Annotated in this window: 13 protein-coding genes; 11 read left to right on the forward strand and 2 right to left on the reverse strand. The window is 65.4% G+C overall.

What is annotated here, in order from left to right; translation table 11 throughout:
• The first annotated feature begins 14 nt into the window (after positions 1-14).
• The 8 genes from ABIA40_RS36165 to ABIA40_RS36200 all read left to right on the forward strand — a co-directional run bounded on the left by ABIA40_RS36165 (position 15) and on the right by ABIA40_RS36200 (position 9,987).
• Entirely contained in the window at positions 15-2,099 is a 2,085-nt protein-coding gene (locus ABIA40_RS36165) for a hydantoinase/oxoprolinase family protein (RefSeq protein ID WP_404545980.1), read from the forward strand.
• Between the two features lie 2 nt (positions 2,100-2,101).
• Positions 2,102-3,760, forward strand: a complete 1,659-nt coding sequence (locus ABIA40_RS36170) for a hydantoinase B/oxoprolinase family protein (RefSeq protein ID WP_275510556.1) — start codon at positions 2,102-2,104, stop codon at positions 3,758-3,760.
• A gap of 33 nt (positions 3,761-3,793) precedes the next feature.
• Positions 3,794-4,792 carry a TRAP transporter substrate-binding protein gene (locus tag ABIA40_RS36175; RefSeq protein WP_404545982.1) on the forward strand — a complete coding sequence of 333 codons (999 nt, stop codon included), beginning with the start codon at positions 3,794-3,796 and terminating at the stop codon, positions 4,790-4,792.
• Positions 4,793-4,801: 9 nt separating this feature from the next.
• Complete coding sequence (locus tag ABIA40_RS36180) at positions 4,802-5,395, forward strand: TRAP transporter small permease subunit (RefSeq protein WP_404545984.1); 594 nt, start codon at positions 4,802-4,804, stop codon at positions 5,393-5,395.
• Positions 5,396-5,426: 31 nt separating this feature from the next.
• On the forward strand, positions 5,427-6,731 hold the full coding sequence (locus tag ABIA40_RS36185; RefSeq protein WP_275498045.1) for a TRAP transporter large permease: 1,305 nt from the start codon (positions 5,427-5,429) through the stop codon (positions 6,729-6,731).
• A 323-nt stretch (positions 6,732-7,054) separates the two neighbouring features.
• Positions 7,055-8,773, forward strand: coding sequence for a PQQ-binding-like beta-propeller repeat protein (locus ABIA40_RS36190; RefSeq protein ID WP_271542917.1), 1,719 nt, complete (start codon positions 7,055-7,057; stop codon positions 8,771-8,773).
• 90 nt (positions 8,774-8,863) lie between these two features.
• A complete protein-coding gene (locus ABIA40_RS36195) occupies positions 8,864-9,202 on the forward strand; it encodes a cytochrome c (protein WP_271542918.1) in 339 nt (112 codons plus the stop codon).
• A gap of 17 nt (positions 9,203-9,219) precedes the next feature.
• Entirely contained in the window at positions 9,220-9,987 is a 768-nt protein-coding gene (locus tag ABIA40_RS36200; protein ID WP_404545987.1) for a substrate-binding periplasmic protein, read from the forward strand.
• 198 nt (positions 9,988-10,185) lie between these two features.
• On the opposite strand, the gene ABIA40_RS36205 is transcribed toward ABIA40_RS36200, so the two are convergent.
• Complete coding sequence (locus tag ABIA40_RS36205; RefSeq protein WP_157283790.1) at positions 10,186-10,830, reverse strand: glutathione binding-like protein; 645 nt, start codon at positions 10,828-10,830, stop codon at positions 10,186-10,188.
• 106 nt (positions 10,831-10,936) lie between these two features.
• Here ABIA40_RS36205 and ABIA40_RS36210 point away from each other — a divergent pair, with 106 nt between their 5' ends.
• Positions 10,937-11,617, forward strand: coding sequence for a TetR/AcrR family transcriptional regulator (locus ABIA40_RS36210; protein WP_404545989.1), 681 nt, complete (start codon positions 10,937-10,939; stop codon positions 11,615-11,617).
• Between the two features lie 70 nt (positions 11,618-11,687).
• Here the strand turns inward: ABIA40_RS36210 and ABIA40_RS36215 are convergent, their stop codons facing one another.
• Complete coding sequence (locus ABIA40_RS36215; protein ID WP_404545991.1) at positions 11,688-12,653, reverse strand: 2-hydroxyacid dehydrogenase; 966 nt, start codon at positions 12,651-12,653, stop codon at positions 11,688-11,690.
• Between the two features lie 141 nt (positions 12,654-12,794).
• Here ABIA40_RS36215 and ABIA40_RS36220 point away from each other — a divergent pair, with 141 nt between their 5' ends.
• Both ABIA40_RS36220 and ABIA40_RS36225 read left to right on the forward strand, forming a co-directional pair.
• On the forward strand, positions 12,795-13,163 hold the full coding sequence (locus ABIA40_RS36220) for a YciI family protein (RefSeq protein ID WP_157283793.1): 369 nt from the start codon (positions 12,795-12,797) through the stop codon (positions 13,161-13,163).
• The gene (locus ABIA40_RS36225) at positions 13,160-14,461 is read left to right on the forward strand and encodes an RNA polymerase sigma factor (protein WP_404545993.1); all 1,302 of its coding nucleotides are present in this window, start codon (positions 13,160-13,162) and stop codon (positions 14,459-14,461) included. The genes ABIA40_RS36220 and ABIA40_RS36225 overlap by 4 nt, the downstream gene beginning before the upstream one ends.
• Positions 14,462-14,540 lie beyond the last annotated feature (79 nt).

Consider the following 14,540-nt stretch of genomic DNA (forward strand, 5'->3'; position numbering starts at 1 on the left):
ACGGAGAAATTGGAATGCTCGAGGGAGCCGAGGTACGGCTTGCCGTTGATATCGGTGGCACGTTCACCGACATCGTGCTGGACGTGGGACAAGACCGCAAAACCCGCAAGGTGCTGACGACGCCGCAGCGGCCTGAGCAGGCGGTGCTGGACGGCATGCGGCTCATTCTTGCCGATGCGCGCGCGCATATCAGCGATATCGACGTCTTCATCCATGGCACGACGCTCGCGACCAACGCGATCATCGAGCGGCGCGGCGCCAGGACGGCGCTGATCGCAACCGAAGGCTTTCGCGACGTGCTCGATATCGGCACGGAGAGCCGCTACGACCAGTACGACCTCAGCATCGACAAGCCGAAGCCGCTGGCGCCGCGCGGCCTCCGCTTCACCGTGCCCGAGCGCATCGACGCTCACGGCGCCGTCCGCCTCCCGCTCGACGAAGCTTCGGTGCGGGCGCTCGCGCCGAAATTGCGCGAACTCGAGGTCAAGAGCGTCGCCATCGCCTTCCTGCATTCCTATGCCAATCCCGAGCACGAGCGGCGCACAGCGGCGATCCTGGCCGAGGAGATGCCCGGCATCTCCGTCACATTGTCTTCCGCCGTCTGTCCCGAAATTCGCGAGTATGAGCGCACATCGACTGCGGTCGCGAACGCCTATGTGCAACCCCTGATCGACGGCTATCTCGCCCGCATGGCCGACGCCCTGCAGGTCGAGCAGTTCCGCGGCTCGATCTATCTCGTCACGTCAGGCGGCGGCGTCACCTCGATCGAGACGGCGCGGCGCTTTCCGGTGCGTCTCGTCGAATCCGGTCCTGCGGGCGGCGCGATCTTCGCGGCGCAGATCGCGGCGCGCCTTGGCGAGAGCAAGGTGCTCTCTTTTGACATGGGCGGCACCACGGCAAAAATCTGCCTGATCGAGAAATACCAGCCCGAGACCTCACGCGTGTTCGAGGTCGATCGCGCGGCGCGCTTCCTCAAGGGCTCCGGCCTGCCGGTGCGCATCCCCGTGATCGAGATGGTCGAGATCGGCGCCGGCGGCGGCTCGATTGCCCATGTCGACGCGATGAAGCGCGTCACCGTCGGCCCGGAGAGCGCCTCGTCGGAGCCGGGGCCGGCCTGCTATGGCCGCGGCGGCCAGCGTCCGGCAGTGACGGATGCCGACGTTGCGCTCGGCATGATCGATCCCGATACCTTTGCGGCCGGTACGATCAAGCTCGATCCGGAGCTGTCGAAAGAGGCGCTGCTGCGCGATGTCGGTGCGCCGCTCGGCCTGTCGGCGGAAACCGCGGCTTATGCCGTGCACGAGGTGGTCTGCGAGAACATGGCGAGCGCGGCGCGCGTGCACGCTGTCGAGCGCGGCGCGGTGGTCGGCCAGCACACGCTGATCGCCTTCGGCGGCGCCGCGCCGCTGCATGCGGCCCGTGTCGCCGAGAAGATCGGCGTGTCCCGCGTGATCGTGCCCTCGAATGCCGGCGTCGGCTCGGCGGTCGGATTTCTGGCGGCTCCCATCGCGTATGAATTGGTGCGCAGCCGGCACGTGCGCCTCGATGATTTCGACACCGAGGCTGTCTCCGACCTCTTGCGGGAGATGGCGACCGAAGCGCGTGCGCTGGTCGAGCCTGGCGCCGCTGGCGCGCCGGTGCGCGAGCGCCGTGCTGCCTTCATGCGCTATGTCGGCCAGGGCCACGAGATCTCGGTCGAGCTGCCGAACCGGCCGCTGACGTCGGCCGATCTCGCTGGCCTGCGGCAAAAGTTCGAGGCCGACTATTCGGCGATGTTCGAGCGACCGATCCCGGGCGCGGCGATCGAGGTGTTGAGCTGGTCGGTGCTGGCGACCACCGAGGCGCGCAATCCGCCTGCCGTTGCGGCGGTCGCGCGCAAGCCCGCGGCCAAGGCGTCCGGCAGCCGAAAGTTCTTCGACGGCCGGGCCGGCGAAGTGATCGAGATCCCGCTCTATCGGCGCGAGGACATGGCGCCAGGGGCAACCATCGCAGGCCCCGCCGTGATCGCGGAAGACGAAACCTCGACGTTCGTCTCCACCAGTTTCGACGCCCATATCGACGGTGCCGGCAGCATCGTCATGGAACGAAAGGCGGCCTAATCATGAGCAAGGCAAATGGCGCGAGCCTGATCGACCTCCAGATCATGTGGCACCGGCTGATCGCCGTGGTCGAGGAGCAGGCCCAGGTGCTGCTTCGCACCGCCTTCAGCCCGATCGTGCGCGAATGCGGCGACCTCTCGGCCGGCGTGTTCGACCTCAAGGGGCGGATGCTGGCGCAGGCGGTGACCGGCACACCCGGCCACGTCAACTCGATGGCCGAATCGGTCAAGCACTTCATCGCTCACTTCCCGATCGAGACGATGAAGGAGGGCGATGCCTACATCACCAATGATCCCTGGATGGGCACCGGTCATCTCAACGATTTCGTCGTCACCACGCCCTGCTTCAAGGACGGCAAGGTCGTCGCGCTGTTCTCCTGCACCAGTCATCTCATGGACATCGGCGGCATCGGCTTCGGGCCCGACGCCACCGACGTGTTCATGGAGGGGCTCTACATCCCCATGCTGAAGCTGATCGACCAGGGCGTCGTCAACGAGACGCTGATGGCGATGATCCGCACCAACACGCGCCTGCCGATCGACACCGAGGGCGATACCTATTCGCTCGCCGGCTGCAACGATGTCGGCTGCGAGCGCCTGGTCGAGATGATGAGCGAGTTCGGCATCGACACGCTCGACGAGCTCGGCGACTACATCTGCGACCGCTCGCGCGAGGCCGTGCTGGCCGAGATCGCAAAGCTGCCGAAGGGCAGCTGGCGCAACACCATGGTGGTCGACGGTTATGATGCGCCGGTGACGCTGGCGGCGACGCTGACGATCTCGGATACCGGCATCCACGTCGATTTCGACGGCACCTCGGCGGCCTCGAAGTTCGGCATCAACGTGCCGCTGTCCTACACCACCGCCTATACCGTGTTCGGCCTCGGCTGCGTCGTTGCCTCGCAGATCCCCAACAATGCCGGCTCGCTCTCGCCGCTGACGGTGTCTGCGCCGGCTGGTGCCATCCTCAATGCGCCAAAGCCGGCGCCTGTGGCGTCGCGCCACGTCATCGGCCAGATGCTGCCGGACGTCGTGTTCGGCTGCCTGCGCCAGATCATTCCCGAGCGCGTGCCTGCGGAAGGCACCTCCTGCCTGTGGAATCTCAACGTGCGCGGCCAGACCCGCTCCGGCGCCGGCGGCAATTACGGGTTCTCGATGGCAGTCACCTCCAACGGCGGCACCGGTGCGCGCTTCGGCAAGGACGGGCTGTCGGCGACCGCTTACCCAAGCGGCGTGCGCGGCACGCCGGTCGAGATTGCCGAAACGCAGACGCCGCTGATCTTCTGGCGCAAGGAGCTGCGTCCGGATTCCGGCGGGGCGGGGCGCACCCGCGGCGGCCTCGGCCAGATCATCGAAGTCGGCAGCGGGGTCGATGCGCCGTTCGACATCCTCGCCGCGTTCGACCGCATCGACCACCCGCCGCGCGGGCGGGACGGCGGCCAGAACGGCGAGGCCGGCTATGTCGGTCTCAAATCCGGCAAGAAGCTGCGCGGCAAGGGCTTTCAGCAGGTGCCGCCGGATGACCGGCTGGTCGTGCTGACGCCCGGCGGTGCCGGCATCGGCGATCCCAGGGAGCGCGATCGCGCGGCCGTCAACGACGACGTCGCAAGCGGTCTCGTGTCTTCGGAGAACGCAGTCAAGGTCTATGGGTACGCGCGTTGATGCATCAACACGCTCGGTAAACGGAGGGGAGCAATGATTACGCGACGGAACTTCACTGTGGGCGCAGCGACGCTGCTCGCCGCCGGCCACATCTCGACTCGCGCCCGGGCGGCAACGAGCTGGGATATGTCGACGGTCTGGCCCGACGGCAATTTCCACACCCAGAACGCGATGGCGTTTGCGGAGGAGGTGAAGAAGCAGAGCAATGGTGCGGTCGCCATCACCGTGAAGGCCGGCGGCCAGCTCGGCTTCAAGGGGCCCGAGCACTTGCGGGCCGTGCGCGACGGCCTGGTGCCGCTCGCCGACGTCCTCAACATCCAGCAGGTCGGCGACGAGCCCTTCATGGGCGTCGAGAGCATCCCCTTCCTCTGCGGCTCCGTGGACGAGCTCAAGGTGCTGCACAAATATGTGCGGCCCGAATACGAGAAGATCGCCGCGCGCAACAATCAGAAGATCCTCTACGTCGTGCCATGGCCGACGCAATATCTGCATCTGAAGACGAAGGTCGCCGACGTCGAGGGCCTCAAGAACATCAAGATCCGCGTGCCCGACAAGAACGCGGTCGAGATGCTCAATGCCGTCGGTATGGCGGCGGTGATGATCCCCTGGGGCGAAACAATCCCCGCACTCGCCTCAGGCGCCGTGGCCGGCGTCTCCACCTCGTCGGTGTCGGGCGTCGACGGCAAGTTCTGGGAGTTCCTCAAATACGTCTACCCGACCAACCATGTCTGGTCGTCGCAGATGCTCACCGTCAATCTCGATGCCTGGAAGGCGCTCGGCGCCGATCAACAGAAGCTGGTCGCTGACATCGCGGCGAAGATGGAGCCCGGCTTCTGGGCCAATTCGCTCAAGGCCGACGTTGACAGCCTCAATCGCCTCAAGGAAGGCGGCATGGAGGTGGTGCCGGTCTCGGACGCCATGATGAAGGACATCCGGGCCAAGACCGCGCCGCAGTTGGATGCCTTCCTCAAGCGCGTGCCGGCGGCGGACAAGCCGGTGCGAGCCTATCTCGCTGAAATCAAGCGCGGCTGAGGACGAGGCGTGGTGAGCCTTTCGCCCGAAGCATCGCAAAGTCTCAACGCAGCGGCGCCCGCGCCGCTGCGCATCGTCCTCGACGGCATCGATCGCCTTGGCCGGCTCGACGGCTGGATCGGCGGCTTCTGTCTCCTGATGCTGACGCTGTTGATGCTGTGCGAGGTCGCAACCCGCTTCCTCTCGAACTTCCTGCCGCTCTTCCCGCCGACCATCTCGATCGCGTGGGAATACTCCTCCTATCTGATGGCGGCGGCCTTCACTTTCGGCGCCGCCATGACGCTGCGCGTCGGCGGCCACATCCGCGTCGTGCTGCTCCTGAAGAACGCACCCGTGCCGGTGCAGCGCGCGCTCGAGATCCTCTCGGCGGCGGCCGGCTTCGCCTTCATGGCGTTCCTGACCATGGCCATGGCGAAATTCGCCTGGAGCGCCTTCGTGCGCGGCCAGGTCTCGACCTCGAGCGACACGCCGCTGTGGTTTCCGCAAGCGATCGTCACCTTCGGCATGTTGCTGCTGACGCTGCAGTTCCTGGCGCGTGCGATCCAGGCCGCGCTCGGCCTGCCGCTGGAGGATCATCGCATGAAGGCCTCGCCCGTCGAATGATCGCCTTGCCCGCATCCGGATCCAAGATCGCATGACCATCGAAGTCGTTGCCCTGTTCGCGATCCTGTTTGTGCTGCTGGCTTGCGGCGTCTGGATCGGCCTCACCCTTGCGCTGACCGCGACGCTGCTGCTCGCGATGTTCCGTTCGGTCCCGCTCGACAAGCTGCTGCCGCAATACGCCTGGAACATCCTGACCACGCAGGAGCTGCTGGCGCTGCCGCTGTTCATCCTGATGGGCGAGCTCTTGTTCCGCACCCGCCTGTCGCGCTCGCTGTTTCAGGGATTGGCGCCCTGGGCCGGGCTGCTGCCCGGCCGTCTTCTGCATGTGAACGTGATCGGCTGTACCATCTTCGCGGCGATCTCGGGCTCGTCGGCGGCGACGACGCAGGTGATCGGCCGCATGTCGCTCAACGAGCTCACGCGCCGCGGTTATTCCCGCGACATCGCGATCGGCTCGCTCGCCGGCGCCGGCACGCTCGGCTTCCTGATCCCGCCCTCCAACATCATGATCATCTACGGGGTGCTCGGCGACGTCTCGATCCTGAAGCTGTTCACCGCCGGCGTGCTGCCGGGCTTCCTGCTGGCCGCGACGTTCATGGCCTGGGTGATGCTGCACACCACCCTCAAACCCGCGATGGTGCCCGAGACCGAAGCCAAGCTCTCGCAGGTGCCTTGGAGCGAGCGCTTTGCAGCACTGAAGGATCTCGCGCCGGCGCTGTTCCTGATCGCATGCGTGCTCGGCTCGATGTATGGCGGGCTCGCAACGCCCTCGGAAGCTGCCGCGGTCGGCGTGCTCGGCGCGGCCCTGGTTGCCTGGGCGCAGGGCGCAATGTCGCAGCAGGTGATCCGCGACGTCTTGATCGGCTCGGTCGTCACTTGCTCGATGATCGCGCTGATTGTGCTGGGGGCCTCGATCCTCGGCAATGCCGCGGCCTTCCTCGGCATCCCGCAGGCGGTGGCCGCGTTCGTCAAAAGCCTCGGCCTGTCGCCGTTCATGCTGATCGTGGCGCTGATCGTCTTCTATCTCGTGCTCGGCTGTTTCCTCGACGGCTTCTCGATGATCGTGATGACGCTGCCGATCGTGCTGCCGATCGTGAAGGGTGCCGGCTTCGACGAGGTCTGGTTCGGCATCTTCCTTGTGCTCGCCGTGGAGATGGCGCAGATCACGCCGCCCGTCGGCTTCAACCTGTTCGTCATCCAGGGCCTCACCGATGACGGGCTCGGCTACATCGCGCGTGTCACCTTGCCCTATCTCTTGATCATGATCGGCTTCGTGCTGCTGCTGACGCTGTGGCCGGGCATCGTCACGATACTGCCGAAGGTGCTTTACGGATAAGACGACCTGTTCCGGGATCGGCGGATCGAAAGCAAAAACGGTCAGCGCCGCTGCCGTTTCAAGTCGCCCTGCATCGAATCGGCTTCGGTGCGCATTCCATATTTGCAGGCCCTGTGATCCGTCGTACAGTGTGACGGCAAGCAGAAGTACAACAGCAACCACTCCGGTGAACGTGGCTCCTCGGCGCGATGCGCCGAGGAGGGGAGGTCTGTTGACGATTCGGTCCGATGGAGGACGATCGACGCACACTGAACTGCAAGTACCCCTCGCAAGCCGCATTCACGAGACGCAATCAACAAACACAAGAGCGGGAGGAAGTGCAAATGAGGAAGCAATGGCTCAGCTCGGCCTTGGCTGTCGTTGTCGTTGCGACACTTGCAGCGACGGCGGCATTGGCTCAGTCCGTGGATACGGCCCGTATCGAGGCCGCCGGCCAGAACGATTGGCTCACCTATCACGGTTCGTACAAATCCCATCACTACAGCCCGCTTGCACAGATTAATACGAGCAATGTCGGCAATCTGGGCGTGGCATGGATGCACATTCCCGGGCGATCGACGCGCGGCCTGCAGTCGATGCCGCTCGTCGCCGACGGCGTGCTGTACTATTCGGGCTCTTACAGCCGGGTCTTCGCGCTGAACGGCGCCAGCGGCGAGGTCATCTGGTCGTTCTTTCCGGAGCTGGATGAGGCGCTGATCAGCCGGCAGACGCACTCTCCTTACAACCGCGGCGTCGCTCTCGGCGAAGGCAAGGTCTTCGTCGGCACCATGGACGGTCGTGTCTTCGGGCTGGATGCCAAGACCGGAAAGGTTCTCTGGGAGACCAGGCTGATCGACTCGCAGAAGCTGACTGTCGGCTTCACCGGCGCGCCGCTCTACGCCAAGGGCAGCGTGATCATAGGCGCGCAAGGCGGCGAATGGCCGGGCCGCGGCCCGATCTTCGCGCTCGATGCCGCAACCGGAAAGAAGAAGTGGGAGTTCCTCACGGTCGCAGGCACCGAAGAGGCGATGAAGACCTGGGGCAACGAGTCCTGGCGCACCGGTGGTGGTGGCGGCTGGATGCCGGGCACCTACGATTCCGAGACCAACACCATCCTGTGGGGCACTGCGAACCCGGCGCCGCTCTACGATTGGTCGGGTCCGGACTACAAGACCCAGGGGGCGCGTCCCGGCGACAACCTCTACACGAGTTCGGTGATCGGGCTCGACATCGATACCGGCAAGCTGAAATTCTACCATCAGGAACTGCCGCACGATGCCTGGGACTTCGACAGCTCGGTCGGCGAATTCGTGATGCTCGAGCGTGACGGCCAGAAATACGTCGTCCATCCGAACAAGGGCGGCTTCGTCTTCGTCTACGACCGCAATCTCAAAGTGAAGAACGTCTGGCGGCTGGTCGAGAACATCAACTTCGTCAAGGATATCGATCCCAAGACCGGCGCGCTGATCGGCCGTCGCGATTTCCCGGTCGGCAAGGTCACCGAACCACCGCTGTGTCCGTTCATCGGCGGCGGCATCAGCTGGAACGCCGGCTCCTACAGCCCCAAGACCGGTCTCTATTACAAGATCGGACAGGAATGGTGCATGACGCTGGATATCCAGAAGACGACGCCGGTCACCACGCCGCAGGTCCAGCTCAACATCGGTGCCGATTTCAAGATGGTGCCTCCTCCGGGTGGCGAGATCTACGGACATCTCGACGCGCGCGATCCCATCACGGGCGCGAAGAAATGGGAGGTTCGCTATCCCGAGCCTCCGCTCGGAAGCGTGCTGTCGACCGCGGGCAACCTCGTCTTCGTGCCTGATTCGCGTGGCGTGCTGCACGCCTATGATGCCGAAACCGGCGCCGAGCTATGGAGGCACAACAACGGCACCGGCCATCAGGGCGGCATCGTCAGCTACTCCGTCGGCGGCAAGCAATATATCGCGGTGACGGCGGGCTTCGGCGGGATGCTGGCGGACGAATATGCGCCGAACTTCGGCGGCGTCTACAAGAGCATGCCGCGTGACGACGGCGCCTTGGTCGTCTTCAGCCTGAAATAGTCTGCCGCAGATGTTCTGATCATGGAGCGGGCGCAAGCCCGCTCCTCGATCGATGTCGCGGCCGCGTGGCTCAGGAATGGAGCGTAGCTGTTGAGACTGTCTTGCAAGACGATCTTGGCGGGGCTGGGCGCCTCGTTGCTGTGGGCTGCGATGGCCCAGGCCCAATCCGCCACACCGGCGCCGGAGAACGCGGCGTTCGAGGTCGAGCAGGTGTTCGCCGGGACTTGCGGCTTCTGTCACTCCGACGGCGGCCGGGCCGCGGGCAAGGGGCCGCAATTGATGAATTCGCCGCGCGACGACGACTACATCCGCAATCGCATCAAGCACGGCAAGCAAGGGGCGATGCCGGCGTTCGACGGCGCGTTCACCGACGCCCAGATCGACCAGATGGTCAAGTACATCCGCGCGCTGAAACCGCGCGAGGGTTGAACCGCAGAGAGCGCGGAATGAAGGCATATGTTCCCGTCATCGTCGCTGCCGCCATCGCTCTGTCCGGGCAGGCGGCGGCGCGACCCCTGGAGGCGATCCGATCCAGCGGCGTGATCGGGCTCTGCGCACATCCCAATTCGCTTCCCTTCGCGCACAAGACCGGCGATCCGCCCGGCTTCCAGGTCGAACTCGGTCGGGTGCTGGCACGCGAGCTCGGTGTCTCGCTGAGGCTCGATTGGATCATCACGCAGTACCAGATGCGCAGCGCCGGCTGCGACATTCTTCTGGACGTCATCGCCGATCGCGAAGCGCAAGGCGAAACCCGCCTGAGAATCTCCAAACCGTATTATCGCACAGGCGTCGCGCTCGCCGTGCCCGCATCTAGCACGCTCACGTCCTTCGCCAGCCTCAACGAATCGACCAAGGTGGGCGTGCAGGTTGGATCGATCGCAGCCATGATCATCGCCCGGCGGCGCGTGCCGATATCGACCTTCGGCTTCGAGAGCGACAGCCTGGAGGCCGTGTCGAACCGCGAGATCGACGCCGCGGCGGTGACGCCCACTGCGGCGAGCTATTTCAATCTGACCCATCCGGACAATCCGCTCCGGATCCTGGATCGTGACGAGAGCACGGCCGATCTGAACTGGAACGTCGGCGTCGGCATGGTCCGTCCGGACGATGCGTTCCGCGAAGCCATCGACGCAGCCGTCGAACGGCTGCGCAGCGACGGCACGATCGACCGCATCTATCGCCGCTACGGCATCGCGCTGCAGCCGCCGAGATAGCGCGCAGGTCGAATCGATTGCCACGGCTCGTTCACCTCTCCCGCTTGCGGGAGAGGTCGCGCCGGAGGCGCGGGTGAGGGCTTTCTCCTCTTGGGGATTGTCCCATTGGAGAAGCACCCTCTCTCCAACCCTCTCCCGCAAGCGGGAGAGGGAGCGCACCTCCGTCGGTGCAGCGATCGAGCCTCATTTCGTCATGCCTCAGGCCGCCGCCTTCTTCCGCGCGAGCTCGGCCTTGTACAGCTCGAACTCCTCGGCGATCGCCTTGGCAATCGATGGTCGCTGACGCAGCCGCTCGTGATACGCCTTCAGGTTCGGCCATTTCGCAAGCTCGATCGGCGGCGTCGCCATGGTCCAGTTGATGACCGTGACGAGATAGGCATCGGCCACGCTGAAATGGTCGAGCAGGAACTCGCGTCCTTTCAGGTAATTGTCGAGATAGTCGAGCCGCGACAGGTTCTTCTCCAGGGCATAGGCCTTGGCTTCCTGCGGCGCCTTGCGGTCGAGCATGGGGATGAACAGACCCTTGTGCAGCTCGGTGCCGATGAAGCAGAGCCATTGATGCAGCCGGGTGCGTTCCATGCCGGCGCTCGCGCCGAGGCCGGCTTGCGGGAAACGGTCCGCGACATATTGCAGGATCGCAGCGTTCTCGGTCAGCACCATGCCGTCGTCGGTGCGCAGCGTCGGCACGAGGCCGATCGGATTCACGGTGCGGAAGTCGGAGCCGTCGCTCAGCACCTTCTTGGTCGGCGGATCGACTTCGAGGTAATTCGCCTCGGCGCCGGCTTCATACAGCGCGACGCGTGTCGCCATCGAGCAGGCAAGCGGCGAGAAATAGAGATCCATCTGTAGCCTCCTTGGGCAATTCCTCTTTGGGTGTCGCTCAACCTGGCCAGATTGATTTTTGTACCATCTTGCATAATATGGGTGAGGTCAAGGAATAACTTGCGGAATGGTACAAAAATCGAAGCCGCCAGCTGCTGCCAATCAGCCCGAACGCCACGGCGAACCCGAGGGTCGCGGTGGGCCTAAGCGCCGCGGCCGTCCGCGCGCCTACGAGCCCGATATCGCGCTCGGCAAGGCGCTCGATCTGTTCCGCAAGCAGGGTTTCGCGGCCACCTCGCTCGACGATCTCAGCGCCGCCACCGGCATGAACCGGCCGAGCCTCTACGGCGCCTTCGGCGACAAGCGCGAGCTCTACATCAGGAGCTACCAGCGCTATCGCGACGAGGCGAGCGCGGCGATGGTCGCGATCTTCCGCGAGGAGATGCCGCTGCGCCGGCGGCTGGAGCGCATCTACGCGGCCGCGCTGGACATCTATCTGTCCGGTGACACCGGGCCGCGCGGTTGCTTCACGGTCGTCACCGCGGCCTCCGAGGCGGTCGGCGATCCCGAGATCCGCGCCATGGTGCTGGACGGCCTCACCGGGCTCGACAAGGCCTTTGCCAGTTGCTTCCGCCGCGCCAAGGAGAAAGGCGAGCTGCCGGAGAGCGCCGATACGTTCGCGCTGGCGCAGATCGCATCGGCCACCATCCACACCATCGCCATCCGCTCCCGCGCCCGCGTGCCGCGCAAGGAGCTGGAGGCGATCGTGAAGGGCGCGATCGACGTGATGGTGGGAGCTAAAAGCTAGAGCATGATCCGGAAAAGTGTGCAGCGGTTTTCCGAAAGATCATGCTCAAACAATAGCCTAAAGCGAAGCCTCAATACCCCCTTGCGCGGTCCACCACGTTCTCCAGCGCGCCGCCCGCCTCGAACCGGGCGATCTGCTCGGCGACATAGGCCGAGATCGCATCCGCGTCGGTGTCGGCGGCATTGTGCGGCGTCAACACCACCTTGGGGTGGGTCCAGAACCGGCTGTCCTTCGGCTGCGGCTCCTGCACGAAGACGTCGAGCGAGGCGGCGCCCAGCGTGCCGTCGTCGAGGCAGGCGAGAAGATCAGCCTCGTTCTGCAGGCCGCCGCGGCCGGCATTGATCAGCACCGGCGCGCCGAGCGGGCTGCTGCGATTGAGCTTCTTGAAGACCTCGCGGTTGAGGATGCCGTGCGTGTCTGATGTCAGCGGCAGCAGGCAGACCACGATATCGGTCTTGCGCAGGAACGCGTCCATGCCAGCGGCGCCATGGAAGCATTCGACGCCCTCGATCGTGCGCGGGCTGCGGCTCCAGCCGGCGACGCGAAAGCCGAGCCGCCGCAGCACGTCGGCCGCATCGGCGCCGAGCGTGCCCAGCCCCATGACGCCGACCGTGATCGCGCTCGCCGGCCACTGATATCTGGGCTCCCAGCGCTTCTCGCGCTGCGATTGCCGGAGGTAAAGCTCCTGGCGGTGATGCATCAGAACGTGCAGCACGACATATTCGGTCATGCGGTTGGTGAGATCGGGCACGGCGACGCGCACCAGCGGCACCTCGGGCAGGCTCTTGTCGGCCATCAGCGCGTCGACGCCGGCGCCGAGGTTGAAGATCGCCCGCAGATTTGGGAACGCCCCGAAATCGCCCGGCACCGGCTTCCATACCGCCGCATAATGCACCTCCGCCGGATCGAGTCCGGCGTCCGGCAGCAGCACCACGCGGCGGTCCTCGCAGACGGCTTCGAATCGGGCCTTCCACCGCTCCGGCAGCCAGTTCTGCTGCGTGCTGTTGATCAGGACGGCCAGTGTGCCCATGGTCATTCGAAGTGCCTCTTTCGGGTTCCGCTCGAGAAAGCCCTCCTTGGCACGATCTGCCGGATTTTTCTTGCAAATTTTTTCCGCAGCGCTGTCGGCGCGGGGCATATTGGCGCGTCTTCAGTACAGACGAGGGAAGTGCCGCCCATGCTTTACGCCATACTTTGCTATCACGATGAGGATTTCGTCGGCTCCTGGAGCAAGGAGCAGGACGAGGCCGTGATGAAGAAGCTCGCCGTGGTGCAGGACAAGCTCACAAGGCAGGGCCGGCTCGGGCCGGTGGCGCGGCTGTTGCCGACGACCGCGGCGGCGACGCTGCGCAAGGAGGATCCGCCGCTGGTGCTCGACGGTCCCTATGCCGAGACCAAGGAGCAGCTGCTCGGCTTCTACATCGTCGACTGCAAGAATCTCGACGACGCGCTCGACGTCGCACGCGAGCTGGGTGCCGCCAATCCCGGCGGCGCCTATGAGGTGCGTCCCGTCGGCGTGTTCCGGCCTGGAGGAAACCTGACGTGAGCGAGGCCGATACCGCCTGGATCGAGACTGCGCTGACTTCGGCGCGACCCCAGGCGGTCGGCGCGCTGCTGCGCTATTTCCGCGATCTCGACACCGCCGAGGAGGCGTTTCAGAACGCCTGCCTGCGCGCGCTCAAGACCTGGCCGCAGAATGGGCCGCCGCGCGATCCCGCGGCTTGGCTGATCATGGTCGGCCGCAACGTTGCGATCGACGAAGTGCGACGCGCGCGCAGGCAGCAGCCGCTGCCGGAGGACGACCAGGCGATCTCCGATCTCGACGACGCCGAAGGTGAGCTGGCCGAGCGGCTCGACGGCTCGCACTATCGCGACGACATCTTGCGGCTGATGTTCATCTGCTGCCATCCAGGATTGCCGGCGACGCAGCAGATCGCGCTGGCGCTGCGCATCGTCTCGGGCCTCACGGTGAAGCAGATCGCCCGCGCGTTCCTGGTTTCGGAAGCGGCGATGGAGCAGCGCATCACGCGCGCCAAGGCAAAGGTGGCCGAGGCCGGGACGCCGTTCGAGGCGCCGGGCGCGGTCGAGCGCTCTGAACGGCTCGCCGGCGTCGCGGCGATGATCTACCTGATCTTCAATGAAGGCTATTCGGCGAGCGGTGACACCGCGGAGATCAGGAAGCCGCTGTGCGAGGAGGCGATCCGGCTGGCGCGGCTGCTGCTGCGGCTGTTTCCGAGCGAGCCGGAGATCATGGGCCTGACCGCGCTGATCCTGTTGCAGCACGCGCGCAGCGCCGCGCGCTTTGCCGCGGACGGGTCGCTGATCCTGCTGGACGATCAGGATCGTTCGTTGTGGAACGGCACCATGATCGCGGAGGGCCTCGCGCTGATCGACAAGGCGATGCGCCACCGCCGCAGCGGGGCCTATCAGATTCAGGCCGCGATCGCCGCACTGCATGCGCGCGCGGCGACGCCGGAGGAGACCGACTGGACGGAGATCGACCTGCTTTACGGCGCGCTCGAAGTGGTGCAGCCCTCGCCGGTGGTGACGCTCAACCGGGCGGTCGCTGTCTCCAAGGTGCGCGGGCCGCAGGCCGCGCTCGAGCTGATCGAGCCGCTGGCGCCGAAGCTCGCCAATTATTTTCATTTCTACGGCGTGCGCGGCGCCTTCCTGATGCAGCTCGGCCGCAATGACGAAGCCCGAATCGCCTTCGATCGCGCCATCGCGCTCGCCAACACCTCGGCCGAAGCCGCCCACATCCGCATGCATCTCGATCGCCTGATCCGGGACAGCCAGCCGAAGCGCAGCGATGGCAGCGTGAAGTTGGGTACGAAGGCAAAGTAGGCCCGTCTGCCTCCACATCGTCATGCCCGGGCTTGTCCCGGGCATCCACGGTCTTTCCATCTACGCCAAGAACGTGGAT

The organism is Bradyrhizobium sp. USDA 223 (assembly GCF_044909005.1).
GTDB lineage: Bacteria > Pseudomonadota > Alphaproteobacteria > Rhizobiales > Xanthobacteraceae > Bradyrhizobium > Bradyrhizobium yuanmingense.